The organism is Sphingobium sp. FW306-1B-F04DB (assembly GCF_058781925.1).
Map to the genome: position 1 here is coordinate 24,081 of NZ_JBYSXE010000032.1, position 22,932 is coordinate 47,012.

The window sequence follows — 22,932 nt, forward strand, 5'->3', positions numbered from 1 at the left end:
GTCACTGCCTGTCAGCCGTCGCGGCGACGCACCGGTCCATCAAGTGCCCCACGTGCTGCACCTCGCCTCGTCCACCTTCGCGCACGGCGCGCCGTCATTCGGGCGGCATAATGCAACAGCCGCGCGTTTTTCCTGCGGAAAGGAGACCGACAATGCTTCGTATCCTGATGCTCGCGGGGGCCGCCTTCATAGCCGCGCCGGCGCCGGCGCAGGAGGCCAGCGCACCCGTTGCCGATCCGGTGACGGCTCCCCCCACCGTCAAGGGCTCGCCGGCGCAGCGCGAGCTTGCCGACAAGGCGGTGCCCACCATCGTCGCGAGCGATCTCGACCTCAAGACGATGCTCGACTTCGAGTGGGACACCTATGACATGGATGGCAACAACCTGCTCAACAAGGACGAATTTGCCCGGTTCATGAAGAAGCTGCGTGAGACGGCCAACATGACCGCGCCTTCGAGCGAAGATGCCGGTGCCTGGAACGCCGCGGCCTTTGTCGAGGCCGACACCGACGCCAACGCCGGCATCTCGCGCGGCGAGATGTTCGCCCTGCTCCGCGGGCCAAAGGCGGGTTAACCGCAAGAGATCCGCGAAATCCGCGCTACCCCGGAATCGGTGACGGTTCCGGGGGGCGTGAAATCCCCGTGAGGGGACATCCAGTAGCCCTCAGTCGTACCAGACCTTGGGAAAGAAGGTCCCGCGCCCCTCCGGGGTCATGTCGAGCATTCCCCAGAGCGGGTCGACCAGGTCTCCGGCGCGGTGGTGCTGGTCGGGTTCAGAGCCGGCATAGGCGAGTTCGGAGGCCCAGACGTGGCGGATCGTGTCGTCCGCCTCGCGCCTGAAGACGTTGAAGATCGTCTCGTCCCAATCCTCACCGTCGGGAACGCCGTGCGCCTTGCGCATCTCGGGGCTCAATCGGCTCGTGTCACCGAAATAGTCGGCATCGTAGCTGTTGCCCGCGGTCGAGAGGAGCTGGAGATGATCCCAGCCGCGCTCGCGCGCCCAGGCGGCGAGGCGGGCAATCGGCGACTTGGCGACCACCCAGAGCGATACGCGCTGTGCGATATGCGGCGCGGAGCCGTCGATCGCGTCGAACATGTGCGTGCAGCCGGGGCAGGGCTCCTCGCGCTCGGGGCCGTACATGAAGCTGTAGAGGATCAGCGTGTCATGCGCGCCGAACAGCTCGGACAGGCGGACCGTTTCGGGGTTGAGGTCGTCGCCGATCCGCTCGAACACATATTCGTGCGGGATCACGCCGCCCGGCGGCAGCGACCGGCGCTGCGCCGCGACCGCCTCGATCTGCGCGCGAAGCGCGATCTCGGCATCGAGCAGCGCGTTGCGCGCCGCGCGATACCCGGCGCTTTCATTGGGGAAGGAGAGGTTGGCCATGCGGAAATCCTTGTCATGTGCCTGATCGGGAACGCCCGAGCCCTATCGGGTTTCCCGCTGGGGAGGTGGCGTGCGCAAGGCAAAGCTGCCCCGCGTGCAGGCGGAGCTCGTCGAAAGAGCCGCGAAATTCGAAACCGGGTGCAAGCGCCACCCCGAATATTACGACCCGCTTTCGGAAATCTGAGAGCGGGGGCACCGGCGCTCTCCGCCGGCCCCCGGGCAGCAACGCGGAATTAGCCCTTTTCCTCCTCGAAGGTCACCGCCACGTCGGCATTTGCGGAGAGACGCACCTTGTCGCCCTCGATGTCGGCTATCAGGCCTCGGGAGACATAATGATGGTGGCCTGCATGCGCGCCCTGCCCGGCGTCGCGCTTGGTCAGCTTGATGCGGTCGCCATCGACGCGGTCGACGGTACCGACATGCACGCCGTCGGCGCCGATCACTTCCATATGCTCGCGGATCTGGCTGAGGTCGATCATGATGCTCTCCTGGCTGCTGGATGCGTCCCCGCACCAGCGCCAACGCCCCGCAACCCCTCGCGTTCCCGCGCCTAGCGCGCCTGCACGTACACAACGATCTCGGTGGAACCCAGATCGAAGCTGCCATCGAGCGTAAAATCGACGTCGCGGTCGGGGATCGTCATCGTCCACTCGTCGGTCCACCTCGGGGCGACATTCAGGCAATCGCCAATGGCCATCGCATATTGCGTCAGCCGCCGTTCGAACGTGTCCTCGGTCGAGTCCCAGCTGCACCAATATTCCGCGTGCTTGCCCGCCTCGAGACTGATCCCGCAAGAATATGCCCGGGGAAGCTTCAGCGTGGTGGCATGCGCAGCCTTCGAGTTCTTGACGGGGCCGCCATCGATCGACCGGAAATCCGAAGCCGCCAGCGTCTTCAGCTTGCGGATGGTGGGGCAAAGATCGTCCTGCGCGAAAGCCTCGCCCGTGGAGAGGAGCGCAAGAACGAGGCAGGCGCTGCGCAGCCGGTGCATCGCGGAACTCCGTCGGTTCGGATGCGCGGCCGATCGTGGTTCCGACCGCCGGCATCGCCGTATTCATTAATCCGCGCCGGTACGCCGGTCCATGCGGGGAAAACGCGCAAGCAATCGTCCACCGGATGCAGGCACGCGACTTACACGGCCAGTTGCACCGTCACCTCGTCGCCCACGGCGATCCCCTCGTTGCGGCGCACATCGGCCTTGAGCGGCAGGATGAAACCGCCCGATTCCCTGTGCGGGAACAGCGAGGTCTGCCAGCGCGTCGTACCGATCGTCGCGGTCACCCTGACCGATCCGAAGCCGCCCGTGCGACCGAGCACGGCATAGCGGATCTCGGCCGCGACCTGCCCGTCGATCGTCAGGAAATGCCACGCACCCTTCGCGGGCGGCTCAGCGCGCCACAGCCAGGCCCGGGCGCTGACCTCGAATACGGAATCGTCATCCATGAGCCGACTGTGCCGCGCACCGCGCGCGCCGTCTATCCACCATGACCGCGACTTCCCCGGCATCGCAACCCTTACCGAAAATGAACCACAGGTAGTTTTGTGTTCATGCAACCGCGTGCAGACTGAATTCGTTGGAGTTGCGAAGAAAAGTTCCGAAGGGAGAACATGATGCGCAAGCTGATCATGGCATTGACGCTCACCGCAGTCGCCGCGCCCGTCGCACCCGCGCTCGCCGATCCGCCGCCCTGGGCGCCCGCGCATGGCAAGCGCGCCAAGGATGCCGCGCGCTACGATCGCTATGGCTATTATGTCGAGCCGCGACCGCTGCGCTACGAAGATCGCATCTGGCGCGGCGATGACGGCCGCTATCATTGCCGCCGTGAAAACGGCACCACGGGCCTCATCATCGGCGGTGCTGTCGGCGCACTGGTCGGCCGCGAGCTCGATGGCGGACGCGACAGGACCGTCGGCACCATTGTCGGAGCCGCGGGCGGCGCGCTGCTCGGGCGCGAGATCGACCGCGGCGAGCTGCGCTGCCGCTAACCGGCCGGGTTTGCGCTGAAAGCCAGAATCCCGAAACGGACACGGGGCATGGCGGGTCCCCGACCCGGCCATGCCCCATGTCCCCACGGTCCCGGCGGGGTCGCGGTCGCCGGGATCGAATCTCATATCGCATGCGGAGTCGCGGCTCCGCGCCGCCCTCCATAGCGCAAGTCCGCGGCCGCGTATTGCAGAATCCGCGCATGCCTCGCCTAACCCACGATGAACGCGATGTTCTTAGCCGTTCAGGTGGCGCGTGCCACTGTATCACCCGAACGCGACAGACGTTCACAACCACTGGAGCAATGGCATGCGTAACCTGATCATTGCGGCCGGACTGATCGGCCTGACAACCCTTTCCGCCACACCCGCGTTCGCGCTCGATCGCGGCGACTATCGCGAATATCGTCGCGACGTGCGCGAGGCGTATCGCGACTATGACCGCGACATGCGCCGCGCCGACAGCCGCCGCGACGTCTATGAGGCACGCCGCGACCTGCAGCGCGACCTGCGCGAGGCGCGCCGTGACTATCGCGATGATCGCTGGGACAGCGGCGACCGGCGCTGGGACCGCGGCGACCCGCGCTGGGGTCGCGGCAATTGGCGCGGCGATCGCTGGTACAGCGACGACCGGCGCGGCTGGTGGCGCGACCGGTCGGGCTATTGGCACCGCGACCGCGAATATCGCTGGTAACCATGCCGCACGCTCGGGGGCGCAGTTGCCGCCCCCGGGCGCCCTACCGCTCTCACACCGCGCAGCGCCTTCTCCCGCAGCGCCAATCCCGGCTCCCCAGCTCGGGTACCCCTCCTTTCGAGCCGCGATGTTAGCCATTCGTTAACTATTATCATTTACCTTTTGGCGGTATTTCGTTTGTAGCGTGCCCGCGCGCGGGGGCACGGCATCGTGGAGGCGTGCATGCGTACCGTGTTCGCTCAGTTCCCGATCATCCTGACCGGCCTCGCCGCGCTGAGCGCGTGCGCCAAGCCCGAGCTGCCGCCGCCCGCACCTGCCGTCGTGATCACCGACGAGGACGCATCGACGGCGGAATGGCGCAATTTTGCAAGTCCTGAGGATGTCAGCCGGCTCGACCGGCTCCGCGAGGAATGGAAGAGCGGCCTCGCGGCGGTGCGTCCTGGCCGCGCCAAGCGTGCGATCGCCGCACTCGGCGCACTGCTCGATCCCGCCGTCGCGCTGCCTCGCCCCGCCCCGCCGCCGGGCAGTTATCGCTGCCGCGTCTGGCGGCTGCCCAATTCCGATCGCGCCAACCAGGGCTTCATCTCGTACAAGCCCTTTTCCTGTTATGTCGGCGCCGAGGATGCGTTGCTGACCTTCACCAAGCAAAGCGGCTCCGAACGCCCGGCGGGCCGGATCTGGCCCGATGGCGAGACGCAGCTCGTTTTTCTCGGCGCGATGGCGCGCGGCGATGAGCAGGCGCCGCTCGCCTATGGCGACGATGCGAGCCGCAACCTTGTCGGGCTCGTCGAACGCGTCGAGCCATTTCGCTGGCGCATGGCGATGCCGCACCCCGTGCGCGAATCGCGGCTCGATGTCATCGAACTCGTCCCGCTGGTGCCGCTGATGACGGGCGAAACGCCATTGTAACCGTCCTCCGCATAACATTTCGGCTGTGAAACTCTTGTTAACCCTCTCAGATTAAGCCTATGATGTCATATTCGGGGGTATTGGGCATCATGCGGATCGCGGCGCGGATGGCGGTTGAGAACGGACCCGGCGGAGATCGCCGCGCGGCGCGCAGTGCCGTTCAGGTAAGCACGACGATGCGCGCGCTGGGCTATCACGGCTTCGACGTGGTCATCCGCAACATCTCCGAACATGGCTTCATGGCGGACACCGCCACCGAATTCGCCGAAGGCTCCTATGTCCGGCTGAAGCTGCCCTGTGTCGGCACGGTGCTGGCACGCATCGCCTGGGTCAAGGGCGGTCAGGTCGGCGGCGAGTTTCTCAACACCGTCAATCCCGTCCGGCTCCGGCTGGTGATGGGCATGGCCTCCGCCGCCGCGCACTGACGCCGGCGCGCAAGCCTTACAAAAATTTAACGCATTCCCCTTACGCTGCGCGGCAATAGTGGAGAACTGACCGTGCATATTGCAGCGAAAGCCGCCCTGGAAACGCCTGGGCCCAATCAGCGCCGGGCTCCGCGTCAGGACGTGGAAGTGTCCGCCTCCTTGCGCGCATCGGGCAATCACGGCCTCGATATCGTGATCCGCAATATCTCCACGCTTGGCTTCATGGCCGAGGCAGCCGGCGAATTCGAGGCGGAGAGCCGCATTCGCGTCCGCCTGCCCTCGCTCGGCACGGTGCTGGCCCGCGTCATCTGGGTCAAGGACGGCAGGCTCGGCTGCGAATTCACCAACGAGATCGACCTGCCACGGCTGCGCGCGGTGCTCGCCGCAACGGGTGCGGCCCCGCCCAAGCGTGATCGCCGTCCGCGGCTGGTTTTCTGAGACGAGCCGTTCGCCCCGTTTGTGCCATTTTTCGGCGCAAATGCATTGCGTCATTCATCTTGCGTACAGTTACGCGCTCGATATAATTCGGGCCATGGGACGAAGCGCGACTCTGCTGGTAGCTGCGGCGTTGGTTCCGCTCGGGCTTTATGCGAGCCCCGCCATGGCTGCGCGCAGCGACGACGCGCCCCGCTCCGCAGAGGATTGCCCCGAAAAGAAGATGCAGGAAGCTGACGCCGAAAAGGCGATCAAGCCGGTGGTCGCCAAGCCCAAGAAGCGCCGCTACGTCCTGATGTGATCGCGCCGCGCGCGCTTCAGCAATTCTGATATTTCCAGTTGCGCGTCTTGCCCTCGGCGATCCATTCGACCGCCTGCGCAATGCGCCGGTCGCGCGTCTCGGCGCGCTTTGCGTCGATCACCCACTCGACATATTCGCGCCGCTGGCCCGGAGCGAACCCGTCGAAATGCGCTGCTGCGGCGGGATTGGCGTCGAGCGCCGCGCGTAACTCGGGTGGCGCATCGAGCGCAGGCTTGGGGTGCTTGACCGGCCGCTTGATCTTCTCGCCGCTGTCGACAAGTGCCATCGCCTTTTCGAGCAGCACCTTGAGCAGCGCGTCCTCGGGCACGTCGTCGAGGCTGGTCATCCGCCCGAATTGCCCCATCGCCTCGAATTTCGAGGTCATCTCCCCCGTCACCGCCTCACCGCGCCAGAACCCGAAGGTCGCGTGCTGCTTGAACGCGGCCATGCTGCACAACAATTCGCCCTTGTAGATCCAGGCGGGGCTTGACCATTTGATCGCCTCCTCGGCCGCGGGGCACCAACGGTTCACGCGTTCGCGCAGATGTTTGAGGATCGGCTGCGCAAATGCGGCGGCACGTTCGATATAGCTGTCGACGCGTGTATCGCCTGGCATTGCGGTTCTCCCCCCAGATTCCTGCACAATCTATCGCGGATCGTCGCCAATGCGAAGGCCGGCTGTCGTCTGGATGAACGTGCTGTCGCTGCACGTTCACGTAACATGGTCCAATATCAGTTCGTTAGGGTTCGGAGTCGGCGTCATGCAGACCCGCTTAGGAGTAAAGAGTATGAAAAAGCTGGTTCTTGCGCTTACCGCGTTCGCCGCCATCGCACCGATGGCAACCGCCCCCGCCGAAGCGCGACCCGATCGTCAGAGCGAACGCGAATATCGCCGCGATGTGCGCGATGCGCAGCGCAACTATCGCCGTGACGTCCGCGAGGCGCGCCGTGACTATCGCGATGACCGCCGTGAGGATCGCCGCGACTGGCGCGACGATCGGCGTGAGGATCGCCGCGACTGGCGCCGCTATCGCAGCTACGACTATAACCGCTACGAGCCCGGCCATCGCGGCTATTATGCCGATCGTTACTATCGCGACGGCCGCTATTATCAGACCCGCCGCCTCGGTTATGGCGACCGCGTCTATCGCGGCCGAGACAACCGCTATTACTGCCGTCGCGACGACGGCACGACCGGCCTGATCATCGGCGGTGCGGTCGGCGCGCTGCTCGGCAACGAGATCGCACCGGGCGGCTCCAAGACGATCGGCGCGATCCTCGGCGGCGGCGCGGGCGCGCTGCTCGGCCGCGAGGTCGACAAGGGTGTCTCCTGCCGCTGACGAACGCGGCGGTGCAGTGCTTCGGCCCGGTCGGGAAGTCCCCGGCCGGGCTTTTTTCACGGGCTTGCCACACCCCTGCACGATACGTTACTGACTGTAATGTCAATAACGTGGAGGCGTTCCGATGGCCTATGCGCATACCTTCCAGGCCAATCCGCATTGGCCGAAGCGCAATCCTCCATCGGCGCTCGACCATGTACCCGGCACCGACGGGCCTCCGATCATCGGCACGACACTTGAGGAACTGCGCGATCCGCGCGCCTTCACCGAACGACTGGTCGCGCGCTATGGCCGCGTCTATCGCACGCGCAGCTTCGGCGGGCGTTCGGTCCAGCTGATCGGCGCCGAAGCTAATGAGCTCGGCTTTTTCGATCGCGACAAGCTGTTCTCGTCCGAGCAGGGCTGGGGTCCGATGCTCAACCTCGTCTTCCCGCGCGGGCTGATGCTGATGGATTTCGAGAAGCATCGCGCGCACCGCAAGACGCTCTCGGTAGCGTTCAAGCCCGAACCGATGCGCCGCTACGCCGAATCGCTGAACGCCGGAATCCGCGAAGGCATCAAGCCCTGGTCCGGCCGCCAGATCCGTTTCTATCCCTCGATCAAGCAGCTGACGCTCGATCTCGCCGCCACCTCCTTTCTCGGCATCCCCTTTGGCCCCGAGGCGGCGAAGGTGAACCAGGCCTTTGTCGACGAGGTCCAGGCTACGATCGGCATCGTGCGTTTTCCCCTTCCCTTCACCGCAATGCGCAAGGGCGTGAAGGCGCGTGCATATCTCGTCGAATATTTCGGGCGCGAGGTACCCAAACGCCGCAATGGCGATGGCGATGACATCTTCAGCCAGATCTGCCGCGCCACGCACGAGGATGGCCGTCCGCTCAGCGACGACGAGATCATCGACCACATGAACTTCCTGATGATGGCGGCGCACGACACGACGACCTCATCGATCACGACGATGGTCTCGCTGCTCGGCCGCCATCCCGAATGGCAGGAGCGGCTGCGCGAGGAGATGCTGGGGCTTGGCCTCAACGGCGACACTTTGCCCTATGAGCGCGTCGACGAACTCGTGCTGACCGATTACGCCTTCAAGGAATCACTGCGGCTGATCCCGCCCGTCCCAGCGATTCCGCGCCGCGCGGTGCGCGACTTCTCGTTCGGCGGCTATGATTTTCCCGCAGGCACCTTCGTCGGGCTCCACCCCGACTATACGCATCACATGACCGAATACTGGCCCGAACCCGCGAAGTTCGATCCGATGCGCTTTGCCCCCGAGGCGGTGCGCGCGCGGCACAAATATGCCTGGGTGCCCTTTGGCGGCGGCGCGCACATGTGCCTGGGGCTTCACTTCGCTTACCTTCAGGCGAAGATCTTCTTCTACCACCTGCTCACCACGCACCGGATCGTGCCCGTCGGCAGTGGCGAGCCGAAATGGCAATATTTCCCGATCCCCAAGCCCAGGGGCGGGTTGCCCGTCCGCCTCGAGCGGCTCTGATCGGCATGATGCATTAAATGCGCCAAGGCGGCGCGGCCCGGGCGACTATTCCCTAGCTTTCGGCTTTCCGGGGCCGGTAGTGCCCGTGCAGGCGCTTGTACATTTGCCGTCGGACATAAAGAACCGTCGCGATGGCTGCGGCTATCAGGAGGGCAATCAAGCCGTAAGCGATCATATGGCGGGTATCCATCCCGACCAAGCGCATCACGCATCAGGAATGTTCCGCGCCCGCAACTTGCAGGGCTGTCTCGATTGGCGGGCCGTCCTTGTTGGTGCGATCGGACTAGACGTCGGGATGGATTTTCATCTCGTCTTTCCCTTTCGACGAAACACGCCCCGTCGGGTTAGGCCGCTTCGGCCCTTGCAAGCGCGTGCACGTCGGCCGCGGTCATCAGCCTGCCGCCGATGCCCCAGTCGCCCTGCTCCACTTCCTGGATACGTACCCAGGTCACGCCGCGCATCGCCTCGCCCTCGACCGAGACCATCGCCTCGGTGACCTTCTGGATAAGCTCGCGCTTCTGCTCGGGGGTGAACACGTCCTTGATGACATCGATATTGACGAGGGGCATTTCCTGTCTCCTGTTCCGGCACCTGGATGTGGCGCCATCGGATGTCGGCATAGCGCGTCCCCGGCCGTGATGCTTGAAGGCCATCTGCAGATTTCATGGAGATTCCGCGATGTGCTATGCTCCGGGGGATGGGATACCGGCTGGGCCAGTTCGATCTCGACGAGCAGAGGTTTGAGCTGCGCCAGGGCGGCGCGACCGTCGCGGTCGAGCCCCAGGTTCTTTCGCTGCTGTTGCTGCTCATCCGGGGCCGCGATCACCTCGTCACCAAGGACGAACTCATCGAGAAGGTCTGGAACGGCCGGATCGTCTCCGATGCCGCGATCGCCAGCCGCATCAAGTCGGCGCGGCAGGCGATCGCCGACGATGGCCGCCAACAGCGCATGATCCGCACGGTCCATGGCAGGGGCTTTCGCTTCGTGGGCGAGGTCGAGGAAATTCGCGCGAAACCCGAGCCGATGCTGCGCCGCCCGGAAAGCACCGGCCATGCCGTCGACCATGCGAAGCTCGACAAGCCCTCGATCGCTGTGCTGCCCTTCAGGCTTCTCGGCCCCGCGGGCCCGCATGCGCTCATTGCCGAGGCGCTGCCCCATGACCTCATCACCGAGCTCTGCCGGCTGCGCTGGCTGCACGTCATCGCCCGCGGCTCGTCATTTCGCGTTCGCCACTGCCAGTCGGACCTCCGCCGCGTCGGCGAACTGCTCGGCGTCCGCTATTGCCTCTCGGGCGCCGTCGAGACCGAGGGCGACAGGATCACCGTGTCGGTGGAATTGACAGATACGCGCGATTGCGGCGTCATCTGGGCCGAGCGCTACGCGTCCGCGGCCGGCGACGTGCACGACATCCGCTCGCGGATCGTGGCGAGCCTGATCACCGCGCTCGAGATCCGCATCCCGCTCCATGAAGCGAGCCATGCGCGTCTCACCAGCCCCGAGCATCTCGATGCCTGGTCCGCCTATCATCTCGGCCTGCAGCACATGTTTCGCTTCAACGCGACCGACAATGCCGCCGCGGCCGCGATGTTCGGGCATGCGATAGCGCGGGAGCCCGGTTTCGCGCGCGCGCATGCCGGCCTGTCCTTCACGCATTTCCAGAATGCCTTCCTCACATACAGTGCCGACACCGCCACGGAGGCGCTACGTGCGCGCAGGCACGCCGAGCTCGCGATCGGGTTCGATGCGCTCGATCCGTTCGTCAACTTCGCGATGGGCCGGTCCTTCTGGCTCGAGGGTGATCTGGAGGCGAGCCTTGGCTGGCTGCACCGCGCCACCGATCTCAGCCCCAATTACGCGCAGGGCATCTATGCCAATGCCTGGACCGAGACGCTGCTGTGCCGGGGCAGCGACGGTCAGCGACACGCCGATCGGGCGATGGCGCTGAGCCCGATCGATCCGCTGCATTACGCGATGCTCGCCACCCGCGCGCTGTCGCATCTCGTTCGCGGCGAGGACGCTGAAGCAGCGGACTGGGGCGACCGCGCCGCACGCGAGCCCGGAGCCCATGTGCTGATCGCGGTGATCGCCGCCGCCTGCCACGCGCTCCATGGCGACGCAGACCGCGCACAGGCCTGGGCCGATATTGTGCGCCGTCGCAATCCCGCGCTCACCCGCGCAGACTTCTTCCGCTCCTTCCCGTTCGAGGACGCCGCGACGCGCGAGCGCATTGCGAACGGCCTCGCCTGGCTGGGCCCCTAGCGCTGTCCGCTTGACGCAGTGCTTCCGGCGCTATAGTGTATTACACAATTAATACAGCCGAGGAGCGCTCGATGGTCTCGCGAATTCTGTGGCTTTCCGCAATGTCGCCGCTCGCGCTTCTTGCGGGCTGCGACAAGTCGGACGACGTCGGCAACGGCACCACGATCAGCATCCAGGGCAAGACCGATGAGGGTCAGAATGCCTCGGCCAGCGCTGATCCCGATGGCCGCGTCAAGATCGACCTCCCCGGCTTCAAGGCCGACGTCAATCTGCCAACGATCTCGCTCGATGCCGACAACATGGATATCAGCGGGGTAAAGCTCTATCCGGGTTCGAAGGTGACCACGGTCAATGTGCTCGGCGACGGCGCGAGCGGCAGCGATAACGACAAGGTCACGATCGTTTTCGACGCCCCCGCCGACGCCGCCACGCTCGGCAAATGGTTCAGCGAAAAGATGGCCGCGGAGAATTTCACCGTCACCGCGGGCGCGAACGGGCTGTCGGGCAAGACCGATGAGGGCGAACCCTTCACGCTCGACTTCGCGGCGGGCGCGGCGGGGCACACCACCGGCACCCTCACGATCACCAGCTGATCATTCTGCCGCGGCGAGCCTGCGGCGACGCATATCGCCGATCCCGCTCACCGCGAAGATCGCGAGCCCCGTCCAGATGAAGCCGAAGCAGATCAGGTGCGCCGTTGTCAGCGGCTCACCATAGGCGAACACCGCGAGCAGGAACTGGAGTGTCGGCGCCAGATATTGCAGCAGCCCGAGCGTCGCATAGGGCATGCGCCGCGCCGCCGCCGCGAACAGCAGCAGCGGCACCGCGGTCACCACCCCGCCCGCGACGAGCAGCAGGCTGATGCCCGTGCTGCTGCCAAAGGACAGGTCGCCGCTGCGCGACAGCCACCAGATATAACCGAGCGCCACCGGCGCAAGGATCAGCGTCTCGATCGACAAGCCCTCGAGCGATTCCACGGGTGCGATCTTGCGGAGCAACCCATAGGTCGCGAAGCTGAAGGCCAGCGACAGGCTGATCCACAGCCCGCTCCCCGCGCCGACCGCAAGCACCGCCACCCCGATCGCCGCCAGCGCCACCGCGATCATCTGCGCGCGGCCGAGCTTCTCCTTGAGCAGCACCACGCCCATCGCGACATTGACCAGCGGGTTGAGGAAATAGCCAAGGCTCGATTCGAGCACATGGTTGTTCACGATCGCCCAGACATAGATCAGCCAGTTCGCCGCGATCAGCAGCGCGGTCACCGCCAGTATGCGCAGCGCCTTCGGATTGGCGAATGCCGCGCGCAGCGCCGGGAAGCTGCCCTTGACCGCAATCAGCAGCGCCAGGAAGACCACCGACCAGACGATCCGCTGCGCCACCACCTCGCTCGGCAGCACGCTTGCGAGCAGCTTGAAATAGGCGGGCAGGAAGCCCCAGATCAGATAGGCGCCCAGCCCATAGGCAATGCCGGCGCGGCCCTGTGCGGATTGGCTGACCATGCGCCGCCCCTAGCGCGCAGTTGAGCGCGAGGCGAGCGGCGATCTCGTGGCCGGGGCAAAGAAATTGTTCTCGGCCTCGTCTCGCCGGGTCTTCGCGTCCCGGCCCGGCAATCGCGCCAAGCCAGGTTGAACGACGCATTGCACCGATCCGGTGACAGTTTCGAATGTTCCTCTCGATAATCGAGGAATCTCCAAATCGTGCTGCCCGCAAAAGCCGCTATCCACGTCCGCAGTCTGCCGCGGCGTTGGTCGCCCGTCGGCACCGTGCGCGTCCGATCGAGAGATTCCGGTTGAATTTCCACTGCATGCGGGAGGGTCATGCCAATGAGCACTTTCTCCAAGATCATACAGGATTTTGACGGCTCGGACGAACTGGCGCAGGCCGAGCGCGAAGCACTGGAGGCATTGGTCAGTCTTGCCGACACCAAGCGCGAAGTCTTCGACAAGGAGATCAACCTGCTCATCCTCGATGCGGGAACCGGCACCAACAAAACGGTGCCGATCTCCTCGGTGATACGATCGGGCGGTCTTGCCAGGGCCTATACGTCGAGCAGCGCCAAGGACATTGCCGATGTCGTGAAGACCGCGCTCGGCGGCTTCATCGAAGGCGGCACCGACAAGATCATCAACGGCATATTCTCGATCATCACGCGGACGCTGGAAATTTTCCTCGGCAGCACCGAGGGGGAGGAAATGACGAAGGTGGACTATTTCGTCTACGCGACGGATTTCTCGATCTATCGCGTGGATCTGATGGCCTGGTCCCGGACGGTCACCGCGGTCTCGCTCAAGAAGAAGATCGAGCAGGCGACCGCCTTTTCCTACGTGATATCAAATGTCGACATCACCAAGATCCCGTGGCCCACGTTCGTCGGCATCTATTCGTTCCAGCTCGACCACATCCAAGACATGACGCCCGAGGAGCGTGAAGCGGCCAAGCAGAAGATGTACGACACCTGGCAATTCCTGAAGGGGCCCGATGTCGACGCCGGGATGCTTGAAGCGGCGCCGAGTGTCGCGCAGCTCGAAGCGGAGTATCGCATGCCGCTGATTACCGCGCGCTGAGCCGTGACGATGTCCGTCATGAAAGGCCGCCATGCCTGGCTCCTCCCACTTGCCCTGCTCGCCGCGTGCGTCGCGCAACCGCCTGCACGCGAGGCGGCACCCGTCCCGCCACGCGCTACGGGGGCCGAGGAGCTCACCGTCGTGCTCTACCGGGGGCTGCGCGTCCTTCCCGGCACCACCAACCAGGTCGACTGGAGCGACAACAGCTTCCGCGTTACCGGGCAGCCGCCCACGCTGTCACTTTTCGACGCAATACACCCGCCGCCAATGCCCGGTATTCCGTGCTGGCTCTCCATCACCGTCACCGCACAGCCCCCCGTCGGTCAGGGAACCGTCGCGTCGCTGGTCATACCCAATCCTCCGCCGGGCAATGCCAATCCGGGTCCCTGGGCCGTCGTGTTCGACAATGTTCCGCCGGGGCACTGGTCAATCGCCCGCGCCACGATCGGGGGCGCGACCAATAATCAGGCCAGCCCCCGGGCTGCCGCGGTCTTCCACGCCATGGCGGGCGCCGGGACTGCCCAGGTCCTTGATGGCACGGCTGTGGGCTGCCACTGAAGGCGGCGCGTACGGACTGACCGGACGACAGGACGGGTTGCTGTGCGCCTTCTTTCGGGAGCGGATCATTGGCGTTCGAGGTCCATTGCAACCGTTGCACGCTGACGCCGTCGCAATGCGATGACCTGATCGCCGATTGGCGCGCCTGCGCCGAAGGCCGTCCCGGGGATGTGCGCCGGCGCGCGCTTGCCGCGCTGGAACGGGTCACTCCCGCCGGGCTCGGCATGCTCGGCTTTACCGGGCGCGGCCGTCCCCGTGAATGGCTGCAATCCCCCGCAATGCCGGCCGGCCTCGCGCTGTCGCTCATCCTTTTGGATCGCATGGCACCGCTGACGCCGCTGACGCCCGCGACATGGCATCAGCTGTACCACCATGGCGAACGTCTGGGTCTGCCGCCGCGACTGGCGCGCATGATCGCGCATGGTCCGCGGCTCGCCCGCTGGCTCGCCGCCTTTGCGCGAACCCCGCCGCCGCCCCGCGAGCCCGTCGATGCGCATATCGGCGGATGGGTGCCAGCGCGAACCGCGCTCAGGCTGCTGCCGCATCTGGAGCCCGAGGGCGCCGATCCCGCGCATGACGCGATCCGGGCGTTGCTGTTCCAGCTGCAAGGCGATGACTGGCTGGTGATCAGCGTCGACGCCTGAGGCACCTGCCGCGCCCGGCGTTACCAGTCCTCGGCATCCGCGATATCGGGTGCCAGTATCGTCTGGATCAGGCCGTCATCGGGCGCGTCGCCCAGCACCTCGATGATCTCGTCGCGCTGGCTGGTGTCATAGCGATCGAGCCCGGCTTCGGCGGCTTCCCCCTCTCCCCACAGGCCAAAGAGCAATTCCTCCTTGGGCCGGGCACGCGTCGCGGGAATGTCACCTTTGCGGGGCATCTCGATGTCTCCTCGGAGCCGTTCTGTCGTGCGGCGCGCCGCCGGCGCGTCTTCGCGATACGGGCGGGGGACTCGCTCCGCGCCGATAAAACAGAAGACGGCGAAACCGGGGAGGCAGTCAATGGTTTTCATGTCCGGGTGCGCTCTGGATGCGCCCGGCCACAGCGGAGGAGACGACCGATGAGCATTTTCGGCAAGATCAAGGACGCGATCTTCGGCAAGAAGAAGGAACCCGATCCGACCCCCTCCACCCCGGCCATGCCGCAGATGAACACGCCCTCGGATCCGGGCTTCACCCCCGCCGCCGCGCCCGCCGGGCCCGTCGTCATCACCGAGGTCGACGTCGTCGCCGTGCTGACCGACCGCGCTGCCGCCGCAGGCCAGCCGCTCAACTGGCGCAGCTCGATCGTCGACCTGATGAAGCTGCTCGATCTCGATCCCAGCCTCGAGAACCGCAAGGAACTCGCCGCAGAGCTCGGCTACACGGGCGACACCAGCGACAGCGCGACGATGAACATCTGGCTGCACAAGCAGGTGATGCGCGAACTTGCCGAGAATGGCGGCATCGTTCCCGCCGAGCTGAAAGACTGACTTTCGCACTCGACCACTGCCACCCCTTCTGTGTCATCCCCGCGAAAGCGGGGATCCAGACGATATCGGTCGTCCCGCGCGGGCGACTCCGGATTCCCGCTGCCGCGGGAATGACACCGACGGGGCGTTCCAAAATCCTTGGCAGGTCCACCTCCACGGCCTAGGAGGCGGACCTTATCGTTCGGGATGAAGGGATCGAAATGGCGGAGCCGCTCAAGGTAGCGCTGGCGGGACTTGGAACCGTGGGCAGCGGCGTCATTCGCCTGATCGATGCCAACCGCGCGCTGATCGAGCGTCGCGCGGGCCGTCCGATCGAGATCGTCGCGGTCTCGGCGCGCGATCGCGGCAAGGATCGCGGCGTCGACATTTCGCGCTTCCAGTGGGTCGACGACATGACCGCGCTCGGCACCGAGAGCGGCGCCGATGTCGTGGTCGAGCTGATCGGCGGGTCGGATGGCCCCGCGCTGACCCTCGCGCGCAACACGCTCAAATCGGGCAAGGCGTTCGTCACTGCCAACAAGGCGATGATCGCGCACCACGGCGTCGATCTCGCGCGGCTCGCCGACGAGAAGGACATCCCGCTCAAGTTCGAGGCCGCGGTCGCGGGCGGCATTCCCGTCATCAAGGGGCTGCGCGAGGGCGCGGCCGCCAACGAGATCACGCGCGTCTATGGCATCCTCAACGGCACCTGCAATTACATCCTGACAACGATGGAGAAGGACGGGCGCGACTTTGCCGAAGTGCTCGCCGAGGCGCAGGCGCTGGGCTATGCCGAAGCCGATCCGGGCTTCGACATCGACGGCGTCGATGCCGCGCACAAGCTGTCGATCCTCGCCAGCCTCGCCTTTGGCAGCGCGCTCGATTTCGCGGGCGTCGCGGCCACGGGCATTCGCCATGTCATCGCCGCCGACATCTTCGAAGCCGAACAGCTCGGCTTCCGTGTCCGCCTCGTCGGCGTGGCCGAAGCCAATGGCGGCGGCCTGTTCCAGCGCGTCCATCCCTGCCTCGTTCCCCTCAGCCATCCGCTCGCGCATGTCTCGGGGTCATTGAACGCCGTGGTAGCAGAGGGCAATTTCGTCGGCCGCCTGTTCTTCCAGGGTGCGGGTGCGGGCGATGGCCCCACCGCCTCCGCCGTCGTCGCCGACCTGATCGACGTCGCGCGCAACGAATATGGCCCCGCCTTCGCCATGCCCGTCGCCTCGCTCGCGCATCCCGGCCGCGCCGATGCGGGCGAACGCATCGGGCGCTGCTATATCCGCCTCGTCGTCGAGGACCGGACGGGCGTGCTCGCCGAGATCGCGACCGCGATGCGCGACGCGGGCGTCTCGATCGAGAGCTTCATCCAGCGCGGCGTCACCGAGGACGGCGATGCGGTGATAGCGCTCGTCACGCACGAATGCCCCGAGCGCAGCGTGGCCGACGCGCTCCAGCGACTGTCGGGTTCGGCCAGCCTGATCGGCGCGCCGATGCTGATGCACATCCTCGATTTCTGACGCGCGACAGCAAGGCGGCGTTGCGGTCACAATCAGCGTCGGGGCGCGGATTCGGCTGCGCGCCCTTCTCGACATTGCAACACCCCTCGCCTATCGCGCGCTTGCCGACAAAATTCAGGGGAAGATGAACCGATGGTGGAAGCAAGCCGCATTCTCGATCGCGTGCTCGTGCTCGAAATGGTGCGCGTCACCGAAGCCGCCGCGATCGCCGCCTCGAAGCTGATCGGGCGCGGCGACGAAAAGGCCGCCGATGGCGCAGCGGTCGAGGCGATGCGCGCCGCGCTCAACGAGCTCTACATGGACGGCACCGTCGTCATCGGCGAGGGTGAGCGCGACGAGGCGCCGATGCTCTATATCGGCGAAAAGGTCGGCATGGCGCAGGGCAAGGGTCCCAGGATTGACATCGCGCTCGATCCGCTCGAAGGCACCACAATCACCGCCAAGGCGGGGCCCAATGCGCTCGCGGTCCTCGCCATCGCGGAGGAAGGCTGCCTGCTCAACGCCCCCGACGTCTATATGGACAAGCTCGCTGTCGGCCCCGGCTATCCCGAGGGCATCATCAGCTTCGACAAGTCGGTGACCGAGAATGTCGAGGCGGTGGCGAAGGCCAAGGGCGTCAAACCTGGCGAAATCATCGTGTGCGTGCTCGATCGTCCCCGCCACGAAAAGCTGATCGCCGAGCTGCGCGCGATCGGTTGCGGCATCATGCTGATCCCCGATGGCGACGTCGCGGGCGTGATCGCGACGACCAATCCCGACACGACGATCGACATGTACATGGGTTCAGGCGGCGCGCCCGAGGGTGTGCTCGCGGCTGCCGCGCTGCGCTGCGTCGGCGGCCAGTTCAAGGGCCGTCTGCTCTTCCGCAACGATGACGAGCGCGCCCGCGCCTACAAATGGGGCATCGAGGATCTCGACCGCGTCTACGACCTCAACGACCTTGCAAAGGGCGACTGCATCTTCGCCGCGACGGGCGTCACCGACGGTTCGCTGCTGAAGGGCGTCAAGCGCCTGCCGGGTGGCCTGATGACCACCGAAAGCGTCGTGATGCGCGCAAGTTCGGGCACCGTCCGCTGGGTCAAGGGCGACCACCGCAAGCCGAGGTAAGGCCGAAGCGCGCCGCGTTTCCCTGCCGTCATGCCAGCGAAGGCTGGCATCTCCCACAGAATGAGGCGAGATCTGTTTGACAGACCAGCATCGGGTTGAACATGCCTCGCATGTTCAAGGATCGTCCGGGGGACGATCCGATCCGATGCTCCTGCGCTGGCATGACGGCAGGGAAAACGTGTGGTTCGCGAGCCAGCGGTCTATCGGCAGGCAAAGGGCTCCATCACCGGCCGGATCGGCGTCACGCCGTCCGCCGCGAGCCGTGCGCTCAGCTGCGGAAAGCGGCGCGTGTCGAACATCGGATAGATCATGAACTGCATCAGCGTCGGCAGTCCCTCGGGCGTATCGAGCGGGCGCAGCAGCGCGTCGGCGCGCGCCTGATCGCCCAGCAGCGTTGCGGCGAGCCAGCGGGGGTTGATGCTTGGATCGGACAACGCCTCGATCCGTCGCCGCAGCGCCTCGGCCTCACCGCGCCGCCCTTCGGCGCACGCCTGCCGCATCTCGGCGACAAGGCGGTTGTCCTCGGGCAGCTTGCCCGCGCGCACACGCGCCAGCACCGTGCGCGCCTCGTCGGTCTGCCCCGCCCATAGCAGTGCGCGGTGTGCCTGATACTGGATCAGCGCGTTGTCGGGACGCAGTTTCAGCTGCTCGCGCGCGCGCTCGGCCGCCTTGTCGAACTGGAGCGCCATCACTGATGCGGTGATCGCGCGCGACAGCGGATTGCCGTTCTCGATCGAGAGCGCATGGATGCGCTCGGCGGCCCTCCCGGTCGCCGCGCGGTCACCCGCATAGGCCGACACGTCGGTCATTTCCTGCCAGCCGTCGATGTCGCGCGGGCGCAGTTCGAGATAGGCGGTCAGCAGCCGCAGCGCCTCGCGGAAGCGCAGCTGCATCGACGCGCGCGCCGCGCGATATTTGAGCGTGTCGGCGGGATCCTTGCTATTGGCGATCGCGGCGTTGACGCGTGTCATATAGCCCGCCAGCCTTTCGGCAGCAGTCCCCTCCTGCACGCCCGCCTGCGAATCCACGCGCGTCGCGCGCCCGAACCAGTTCTGCGCGGCCTTCCAGTGCGCCGCCGCGAAATTGGGGTCGAGCATGCGGGCGTGCTCATAGGCCGCGTTCGCCCGGCGCGCATATTCGAGATCGCCGAGGTCAAGGTGGCGCTGGTCATAGGCAAGTCCCTTCAGATATTCCTGATAGGCGTCGACCGAGCGTGTCCCCGCGTCCACCATCGCGCGCAGCTTGGCGGGATCCATCACCGTCTTGAGCGCCGAGGCGATCGCGAAGGCGGTATCCTCCTGGATCGAGATCACGTCGCGCTCGGCACGGTCGAAATTCTGCGACCAGAGATGATAGCCGTCCGACGCGCGGATCAGCTGCGCGGTCACGCGCACGCGCCCGCCGCTGCGCCGCACCGATCCTTCCAGGACGTGCGCGACGCCCAGTGCGACCGCTGCCTCCTTCACGGTCGCGCCCGAACGCTTGAGCCCGGCCGCCGAGCTACGCGAAGCGACGCGCAGGTCGGGGATGCGCGCAAGACTGTTGAGGATCTCCTCGGTCAGTCCTTCGGCGAACCAGCCCTGATCGCGTCCGGGCGAAAGGTCGTCAAAAGGCAGCACCGCGATCGACTTGACCTTCGCGCCCACGACGATCTCGTCGGACGGAGGTGCGCCGGCCCAGGGCCGCAGCGCGAGCAATACCGCGACCGCCAGCAGCACCAGCGCGCCAAGCGCAAGCCAGCGCCATGGCCAGCGGGCCCTGCCCCCGGCCAACACGCCTGCACCGATCGGCGCGGGCGCTTCGACCGTCCCGGATCGCGATTTTGGCTGGAGCGGCGGCGCCGGCGCGTCGTCGCTCTGCGCGACCGGCGGCAGGAAGCGATAGCCGCGGCCATAGACGGTCTCGATGACGTGCGGCGTGCGCGCGTCGTCGCCGATCGCGTGGCGCAGCTCCTTGATCGCGGTGGACAGCGCCGATTCCGAAACCGTGACGTCGGGCCAGACGCGATCGAACAGCTCGTCCTTGGTGACGAGCGTGCCGGGATTCTCCATCAGCACGCGCAGCATCCCGAACGCCTTGCCGCCCAGCCGCACCGGCCTGCCATCGCGCCAGAGGCGCTCGTCGCGCGTGTCGAGCCTGATCGGGCCCGCGAGCAGATAGCGCTGATGGGTCATCGCACCGGCCATGATCCTTGTGCCGCGGGATCGCCCAAACCGGCTCCGCGGACCCGCCTCAAAACCGCCTCATCATATGAGCGCCCGATCGCCCCGCCCATAGCGCCGACCCAAGTTACGGGACATGCGTAATTTTTCCGGGAACGCCCGACGTTTGCCTTCCAGCCTAACCTCGTGCTTCCAGAAGCGACATCGGACTGGAAGAACGTGCGCCCGGAAACTGTTGCACCGCCATTCTGCCCTTCTGGCAATAGGAGCCAACACCCGATAGACGGTCTCCAAAGGAGTTGAAATGAACGGTTTCCAATTGAGAGATTTCGGTGCGTTCGCAATGGGTTTGGCTGTGGCCGTGGTGCTTAGTGCGCCGGCCGACGCACGCCGGCGCGGTAGCTTCGGCAGCCGTGGAGCGCGTACCTATGATGCCCCAAGGGCAACGACTGTCGCGCCCAGGCAGACGACCCCCGTCCAGCGCTCCATGACGGAAAAGCCGAACGGCAGCCATGCCGCAGGTCGGCAGCCGCAGGCCGGGAAGATGGTCCCGGCGAAATCCGGCGGTCTTGCGAGGGGCCTGATCGGCGGCCTGATCGCTGGTGGCCTGATCGGCGCGCTGCTGGGTGGTGGCCTTGGCTCGTTGGCGGGCGCGGGCTTCCTCATGGCCCTGTTCCAGGCGGCCCTGATCGGCGGCCTCATCTGGTTCCTTTTTCGGATGTTCCGCCGCAAGCCCGCGCTTGCCGCTACTCATGGTGGCGCGATGAAGACGTCCTTCATGGGGATGGAACCGCGCCCGGCCCCGATGGCAACGGGATCACACGGCTTTTCGGGCGCTCCCCCCGCCATGCCAAATCATGACATCGAGATCCACAATGGCGACAAGCAGGTTTTCGAAAGGCTGCTGATCGAGGTGCAGGAAGCATTCGGGCAAGAGGATTATGGGCGCCTGCGGGAGCGGACGACGCCTGAGATCATGTCATATTTCGCGGAGGAGCTCAGCCAGAACGCCACGAATGGTCGCCGCAACAATGTGTCGGGCACGCAGCTGATCGATGCCGAGGTCGCTGAGGCGTGGCGCGAAGGTTCGACCGACTATGCCACCATCGCCATGCGGTATGAGAGCATCGACGTGATGCTTGATCGCAACAGCGGCGCCGTAATTGAGGGTGATCCCACCCGCCCGACGCGGGCGACCGAGCTGTGGACCTTTGCGCGTGAAGCAAATGGTTCGTGGCGTCTGTCGGCAGTGCAGGAATCCTAAGCTGTCAGGGAGATGGCGGGCGCTTTGATGTAGCACTCGCCAACTGCCGTTAGGCGCCGCAATCCCGGTCGTTCAGTGCTTCCGTGCCGAAGCCTGAAAGCAGTCGCGGACGTTCCAGCGGAGCCACGATGCCCGCATGCTGGGAAGGTCGCACCTTGTCCCGCGTGCGACCTGCCCGATCGACTACAGGACGCTGCGCCACAGCGTTAGCAGCGCCCCGTTGAGCGGCCCTCCGGTGAACTGAATCTCGTGGCCGGCACCTTCGATCGCTATCCGAGAGGCGCCAATCCGTTCAGCAAGCGCATCGCACATGGCATCGAATCCTGCGCTATGCCCGCCGGATACCACGAGTTTCGCAAAGACGGCCGATTCCAGCTCGGCGAGCGGTAGCTCAGAGTCCCAGATCGGCCGTCCGTGGCGGAACACCGGCACGAGCGGCACTGCAGCTGCGATCAGTTCGGGGGAAAGAACCTCCGGATCACTCCCCACCAGTTGCAGGAAACGGATGACCCAGTCCTCGTCCGGAAGATCCTGATCCCAGAGGCGGCGGACTTCTGCCACCAATGTTCTCGCAGCTTGATCATGCTGGCCCAGCGTGAATGTGGGTGGCTCCAACAGCGTCAGAGACAGAGTCGCATCGGGACGGCGGGCAGCGGCGAAAAGGGCGCCGAGTCCACCGTAGGAATGTCCCACTAGGTGGGCGCCATTGCCCATGAGGTCGGCAATGTCGGCGGCATCAACCAGAAAATCCTCGCCTCGCGCCGGCGGGCTTCGCCCATAGCCCCGCCGATCAGGTACCAGCAGACGAAAGCCTTCGTCGGCGAGCGGTCGCTGAGCCTCCCACTCGTCGGCTCCCGTCGCCAGGGAGCCGTGCACTAGTACAACGGGCACGCCCGACCCCCAGGAGTCTACGAACAGGTCGCTCACGGTTGGAGCCTCCGCTGGCGAGCCGGTGGCTGAACTCGGCTCGCTTCATAGCACCCGTTTAAGATGGAACGGCTCACCGTTGTCCGCAATGGGTCCAGACTGTGTAAAAACGTGCTGATGTGCTAATCTCCATTGCGATGATGGGGGGCGCAGATGGGGCGT

28 protein-coding genes are annotated in these 22,932 nt (G+C 65.7%); 18 read left to right on the top strand and 10 right to left on the bottom strand.

The genetic code is table 11. The features are described from left to right. Nucleotides 1-152 precede the first annotated feature (152 nt). Nucleotides 153-572 carry an EF-hand domain-containing protein gene (locus AC3WJD_RS14220; protein ID WP_492747370.1) on the top strand — a complete coding sequence of 140 codons (420 nt, stop codon included), beginning with the start codon at nucleotides 153-155 and terminating at the stop codon, nucleotides 570-572. A gap of 90 nt (nucleotides 573-662) precedes the next feature. Here AC3WJD_RS14220 and AC3WJD_RS14225 read toward each other — a convergent pair whose 3' ends face one another. The 4 genes from AC3WJD_RS14225 to AC3WJD_RS14240 form a co-directional block, all read right to left on the bottom strand. Next, nucleotides 663-1,385 carry a DUF899 family protein gene (locus AC3WJD_RS14225; RefSeq protein WP_492747341.1) on the bottom strand — a complete coding sequence of 241 codons (723 nt, stop codon included), beginning with the start codon at nucleotides 1,383-1,385 and terminating at the stop codon, nucleotides 663-665. Nucleotides 1,386-1,618: 233 nt separating this feature from the next. Beyond that, a complete protein-coding gene (locus tag AC3WJD_RS14230; RefSeq protein ID WP_492747342.1) occupies nucleotides 1,619-1,864 on the bottom strand; it encodes a DUF2171 domain-containing protein in 246 nt (81 codons plus the stop codon). 71 nt (nucleotides 1,865-1,935) lie between these two features. Next, on the bottom strand, nucleotides 1,936-2,376 hold the full coding sequence (locus AC3WJD_RS14235; RefSeq protein ID WP_492747343.1) for a hypothetical protein: 441 nt from the start codon (nucleotides 2,374-2,376) through the stop codon (nucleotides 1,936-1,938). Between the two features lie 140 nt (nucleotides 2,377-2,516). Beyond that, entirely contained in the window at nucleotides 2,517-2,828 is a 312-nt protein-coding gene (locus tag AC3WJD_RS14240; RefSeq protein WP_492747344.1) for a DUF1905 domain-containing protein, read from the bottom strand. A gap of 168 nt (nucleotides 2,829-2,996) precedes the next feature. On the opposite strand from AC3WJD_RS14240, the gene AC3WJD_RS14245 reads away from it, so the two are divergent. The 6 genes from AC3WJD_RS14245 to AC3WJD_RS14270 all read left to right on the top strand — a co-directional run bounded on the left by AC3WJD_RS14245 (nucleotide 2,997) and on the right by AC3WJD_RS14270 (nucleotide 6,132). After that, nucleotides 2,997-3,371 (top strand): glycine zipper 2TM domain-containing protein, encoded by a 375-nt coding sequence (locus AC3WJD_RS14245; protein ID WP_492747367.1) that lies wholly within the window; start codon nucleotides 2,997-2,999, stop codon nucleotides 3,369-3,371. Between the two features lie 307 nt (nucleotides 3,372-3,678). Then, nucleotides 3,679-4,062, top strand: coding sequence for a hypothetical protein (locus AC3WJD_RS14250; RefSeq protein ID WP_492747345.1), 384 nt, complete (start codon nucleotides 3,679-3,681; stop codon nucleotides 4,060-4,062). A 222-nt stretch (nucleotides 4,063-4,284) separates the two neighbouring features. After that, entirely contained in the window at nucleotides 4,285-4,971 is a 687-nt protein-coding gene (locus tag AC3WJD_RS14255) for a DUF4893 domain-containing protein (RefSeq protein WP_492747346.1), read from the top strand. 59 nt (nucleotides 4,972-5,030) lie between these two features. Beyond that, the gene (locus AC3WJD_RS14260) at nucleotides 5,031-5,396 is read left to right on the top strand and encodes a PilZ domain-containing protein (RefSeq protein WP_492747347.1); all 366 of its coding nucleotides are present in this window, start codon (nucleotides 5,031-5,033) and stop codon (nucleotides 5,394-5,396) included. A gap of 72 nt (nucleotides 5,397-5,468) precedes the next feature. Beyond that, on the top strand, nucleotides 5,469-5,834 hold the full coding sequence (locus tag AC3WJD_RS14265) for a PilZ domain-containing protein (protein WP_492747348.1): 366 nt from the start codon (nucleotides 5,469-5,471) through the stop codon (nucleotides 5,832-5,834). A gap of 163 nt (nucleotides 5,835-5,997) precedes the next feature. Next, a complete protein-coding gene (locus AC3WJD_RS14270) occupies nucleotides 5,998-6,132 on the top strand; it encodes a hypothetical protein (protein WP_492747349.1) in 135 nt (44 codons plus the stop codon). 16 nt (nucleotides 6,133-6,148) lie between these two features. Here AC3WJD_RS14270 and AC3WJD_RS14275 read toward each other — a convergent pair whose 3' ends face one another. Continuing rightward, on the bottom strand, nucleotides 6,149-6,748 hold the full coding sequence (locus AC3WJD_RS14275; protein ID WP_492747350.1) for a YdeI/OmpD-associated family protein: 600 nt from the start codon (nucleotides 6,746-6,748) through the stop codon (nucleotides 6,149-6,151). A 172-nt stretch (nucleotides 6,749-6,920) separates the two neighbouring features. Here AC3WJD_RS14275 and AC3WJD_RS14280 point away from each other — a divergent pair, with 172 nt between their 5' ends. Next, nucleotides 6,921-7,472 (top strand): glycine zipper 2TM domain-containing protein, encoded by a 552-nt coding sequence (locus AC3WJD_RS14280; RefSeq protein WP_492747351.1) that lies wholly within the window; start codon nucleotides 6,921-6,923, stop codon nucleotides 7,470-7,472. Nucleotides 7,473-7,596: 124 nt separating this feature from the next. After that, on the top strand, nucleotides 7,597-8,964 hold the full coding sequence (locus AC3WJD_RS14285; protein WP_492747352.1) for a cytochrome P450: 1,368 nt from the start codon (nucleotides 7,597-7,599) through the stop codon (nucleotides 8,962-8,964). A 344-nt stretch (nucleotides 8,965-9,308) separates the two neighbouring features. On the opposite strand, the gene AC3WJD_RS14290 is transcribed toward AC3WJD_RS14285, so the two are convergent. Continuing rightward, nucleotides 9,309-9,533: a tautomerase family protein gene (locus AC3WJD_RS14290; protein WP_492747353.1), complete on the bottom strand. Its 225-nt coding sequence runs from the start codon at nucleotides 9,531-9,533 to the stop codon at nucleotides 9,309-9,311. 128 nt (nucleotides 9,534-9,661) lie between these two features. On the opposite strand from AC3WJD_RS14290, the gene AC3WJD_RS14295 reads away from it, so the two are divergent. Both AC3WJD_RS14295 and AC3WJD_RS14300 read left to right on the top strand, forming a co-directional pair. Further along, the gene (locus AC3WJD_RS14295; RefSeq protein ID WP_492747354.1) at nucleotides 9,662-11,224 is read left to right on the top strand and encodes a winged helix-turn-helix domain-containing protein; all 1,563 of its coding nucleotides are present in this window, start codon (nucleotides 9,662-9,664) and stop codon (nucleotides 11,222-11,224) included. A 71-nt stretch (nucleotides 11,225-11,295) separates the two neighbouring features. Then, nucleotides 11,296-11,817, top strand: a complete 522-nt coding sequence (locus tag AC3WJD_RS14300; RefSeq protein WP_492747355.1) for a hypothetical protein — start codon at nucleotides 11,296-11,298, stop codon at nucleotides 11,815-11,817. On the opposite strand, the gene rarD is transcribed toward AC3WJD_RS14300, so the two are convergent. Then, entirely contained in the window at nucleotides 11,818-12,723 is a 906-nt protein-coding gene (gene rarD, locus AC3WJD_RS14305) for an EamA family transporter RarD (RefSeq protein ID WP_492747356.1), read from the bottom strand. It abuts the gene before it with no gap. Between the two features lie 324 nt (nucleotides 12,724-13,047). On the opposite strand from rarD, the gene AC3WJD_RS14310 reads away from it, so the two are divergent. From AC3WJD_RS14310 to AC3WJD_RS14320, 3 genes are all read left to right on the top strand, one after another. Then, nucleotides 13,048-13,788 carry a hypothetical protein gene (locus tag AC3WJD_RS14310; protein WP_492747357.1) on the top strand — a complete coding sequence of 247 codons (741 nt, stop codon included), beginning with the start codon at nucleotides 13,048-13,050 and terminating at the stop codon, nucleotides 13,786-13,788. A gap of 18 nt (nucleotides 13,789-13,806) precedes the next feature. After that, nucleotides 13,807-14,346, top strand: a complete 540-nt coding sequence (locus AC3WJD_RS14315) for a hypothetical protein (RefSeq protein ID WP_492747358.1) — start codon at nucleotides 13,807-13,809, stop codon at nucleotides 14,344-14,346. 68 nt (nucleotides 14,347-14,414) lie between these two features. After that, complete coding sequence (locus tag AC3WJD_RS14320) at nucleotides 14,415-14,990, top strand: hypothetical protein (protein ID WP_492747359.1); 576 nt, start codon at nucleotides 14,415-14,417, stop codon at nucleotides 14,988-14,990. Nucleotides 14,991-15,010: 20 nt separating this feature from the next. Here AC3WJD_RS14320 and AC3WJD_RS14325 read toward each other — a convergent pair whose 3' ends face one another. Next, nucleotides 15,011-15,226, bottom strand: coding sequence for a hypothetical protein (locus tag AC3WJD_RS14325; RefSeq protein WP_492747360.1), 216 nt, complete (start codon nucleotides 15,224-15,226; stop codon nucleotides 15,011-15,013). A 180-nt stretch (nucleotides 15,227-15,406) separates the two neighbouring features. On the opposite strand from AC3WJD_RS14325, the gene AC3WJD_RS14330 reads away from it, so the two are divergent. The 3 genes from AC3WJD_RS14330 to glpX all read left to right on the top strand — a co-directional run bounded on the left by AC3WJD_RS14330 (nucleotide 15,407) and on the right by glpX (nucleotide 18,417). Beyond that, nucleotides 15,407-15,817 (top strand): DUF3597 domain-containing protein, encoded by a 411-nt coding sequence (locus AC3WJD_RS14330; protein WP_492747361.1) that lies wholly within the window; start codon nucleotides 15,407-15,409, stop codon nucleotides 15,815-15,817. Between the two features lie 200 nt (nucleotides 15,818-16,017). Next, nucleotides 16,018-17,310: a homoserine dehydrogenase gene (locus AC3WJD_RS14335; protein WP_492747362.1), complete on the top strand. Its 1,293-nt coding sequence runs from the start codon at nucleotides 16,018-16,020 to the stop codon at nucleotides 17,308-17,310. A gap of 132 nt (nucleotides 17,311-17,442) precedes the next feature. Further along, complete coding sequence (glpX, locus tag AC3WJD_RS14340; protein WP_492747363.1) at nucleotides 17,443-18,417, top strand: class II fructose-bisphosphatase; 975 nt, start codon at nucleotides 17,443-17,445, stop codon at nucleotides 18,415-18,417. Between the two features lie 200 nt (nucleotides 18,418-18,617). On the opposite strand, the gene AC3WJD_RS14345 is transcribed toward glpX, so the two are convergent. Then, entirely contained in the window at nucleotides 18,618-20,591 is a 1,974-nt protein-coding gene (locus tag AC3WJD_RS14345) for a winged helix-turn-helix domain-containing protein (protein WP_492747364.1), read from the bottom strand. A 475-nt stretch (nucleotides 20,592-21,066) separates the two neighbouring features. On the opposite strand from AC3WJD_RS14345, the gene AC3WJD_RS14350 reads away from it, so the two are divergent. Further along, nucleotides 21,067-21,843, top strand: coding sequence for a Tim44 domain-containing protein (locus AC3WJD_RS14350; protein ID WP_492747365.1), 777 nt, complete (start codon nucleotides 21,067-21,069; stop codon nucleotides 21,841-21,843). Between the two features lie 183 nt (nucleotides 21,844-22,026). Here the strand turns inward: AC3WJD_RS14350 and AC3WJD_RS14355 are convergent, their stop codons facing one another. Continuing rightward, nucleotides 22,027-22,770, bottom strand: a complete 744-nt coding sequence (locus AC3WJD_RS14355; protein ID WP_492747366.1) for an alpha/beta fold hydrolase — start codon at nucleotides 22,768-22,770, stop codon at nucleotides 22,027-22,029. Nucleotides 22,771-22,932: the final 162 nt, after the last annotated feature.

Coding starts and splice junctions, on each gene's coding strand:
- AC3WJD_RS14220 (WP_492747370.1), top strand. CDS start 153: ATGCTTCGTATCCTGATGCTCGCGGGGGCCGCCTTCATAGCCGCGCCG.
- AC3WJD_RS14225 (WP_492747341.1), bottom strand. CDS start 1,385: ATGGCCAACCTCTCCTTCCCCAATGAAAGCGCCGGGTATCGCGCGGCG.
- AC3WJD_RS14230 (WP_492747342.1), bottom strand. CDS start 1,864: ATGATCGACCTCAGCCAGATCCGCGAGCATATGGAAGTGATCGGCGCC.
- AC3WJD_RS14235 (WP_492747343.1), bottom strand. CDS start 2,376: ATGCACCGGCTGCGCAGCGCCTGCCTCGTTCTTGCGCTCCTCTCCACG.
- AC3WJD_RS14240 (WP_492747344.1), bottom strand. CDS start 2,828: ATGGATGACGATTCCGTATTCGAGGTCAGCGCCCGGGCCTGGCTGTGG.
- AC3WJD_RS14245 (WP_492747367.1), top strand. CDS start 2,997: ATGCGCAAGCTGATCATGGCATTGACGCTCACCGCAGTCGCCGCGCCC.
- AC3WJD_RS14250 (WP_492747345.1), top strand. CDS start 3,679: ATGCGTAACCTGATCATTGCGGCCGGACTGATCGGCCTGACAACCCTT.
- AC3WJD_RS14255 (WP_492747346.1), top strand. CDS start 4,285: ATGCGTACCGTGTTCGCTCAGTTCCCGATCATCCTGACCGGCCTCGCC.
- AC3WJD_RS14260 (WP_492747347.1), top strand. CDS start 5,031: ATGATGTCATATTCGGGGGTATTGGGCATCATGCGGATCGCGGCGCGG.
- AC3WJD_RS14270 (WP_492747349.1), top strand. CDS start 5,998: ATGGCTGCGCGCAGCGACGACGCGCCCCGCTCCGCAGAGGATTGCCCC.
- AC3WJD_RS14275 (WP_492747350.1), bottom strand. CDS start 6,748: ATGCCAGGCGATACACGCGTCGACAGCTATATCGAACGTGCCGCCGCA.
- AC3WJD_RS14280 (WP_492747351.1), top strand. CDS start 6,921: ATGAAAAAGCTGGTTCTTGCGCTTACCGCGTTCGCCGCCATCGCACCG.
- AC3WJD_RS14285 (WP_492747352.1), top strand. CDS start 7,597: ATGGCCTATGCGCATACCTTCCAGGCCAATCCGCATTGGCCGAAGCGC.
- AC3WJD_RS14290 (WP_492747353.1), bottom strand. CDS start 9,533: ATGCCCCTCGTCAATATCGATGTCATCAAGGACGTGTTCACCCCCGAG.
- AC3WJD_RS14295 (WP_492747354.1), top strand. CDS start 9,662: ATGGGATACCGGCTGGGCCAGTTCGATCTCGACGAGCAGAGGTTTGAG.
- AC3WJD_RS14300 (WP_492747355.1), top strand. CDS start 11,296: ATGGTCTCGCGAATTCTGTGGCTTTCCGCAATGTCGCCGCTCGCGCTT.
- rarD (WP_492747356.1), bottom strand. CDS start 12,723: ATGGTCAGCCAATCCGCACAGGGCCGCGCCGGCATTGCCTATGGGCTG.
- AC3WJD_RS14310 (WP_492747357.1), top strand. CDS start 13,048: ATGAGCACTTTCTCCAAGATCATACAGGATTTTGACGGCTCGGACGAA.
- AC3WJD_RS14315 (WP_492747358.1), top strand. CDS start 13,807: ATGAAAGGCCGCCATGCCTGGCTCCTCCCACTTGCCCTGCTCGCCGCG.
- AC3WJD_RS14325 (WP_492747360.1), bottom strand. CDS start 15,226: ATGCCCCGCAAAGGTGACATTCCCGCGACGCGTGCCCGGCCCAAGGAG.
- AC3WJD_RS14330 (WP_492747361.1), top strand. CDS start 15,407: ATGAGCATTTTCGGCAAGATCAAGGACGCGATCTTCGGCAAGAAGAAG.
- AC3WJD_RS14335 (WP_492747362.1), top strand. CDS start 16,018: ATGGCGGAGCCGCTCAAGGTAGCGCTGGCGGGACTTGGAACCGTGGGC.
- glpX (WP_492747363.1), top strand. CDS start 17,443: ATGGTGGAAGCAAGCCGCATTCTCGATCGCGTGCTCGTGCTCGAAATG.
- AC3WJD_RS14345 (WP_492747364.1), bottom strand. CDS start 20,591: ATGACCCATCAGCGCTATCTGCTCGCGGGCCCGATCAGGCTCGACACG.
- AC3WJD_RS14350 (WP_492747365.1), top strand. CDS start 21,067: ATGACGGAAAAGCCGAACGGCAGCCATGCCGCAGGTCGGCAGCCGCAG.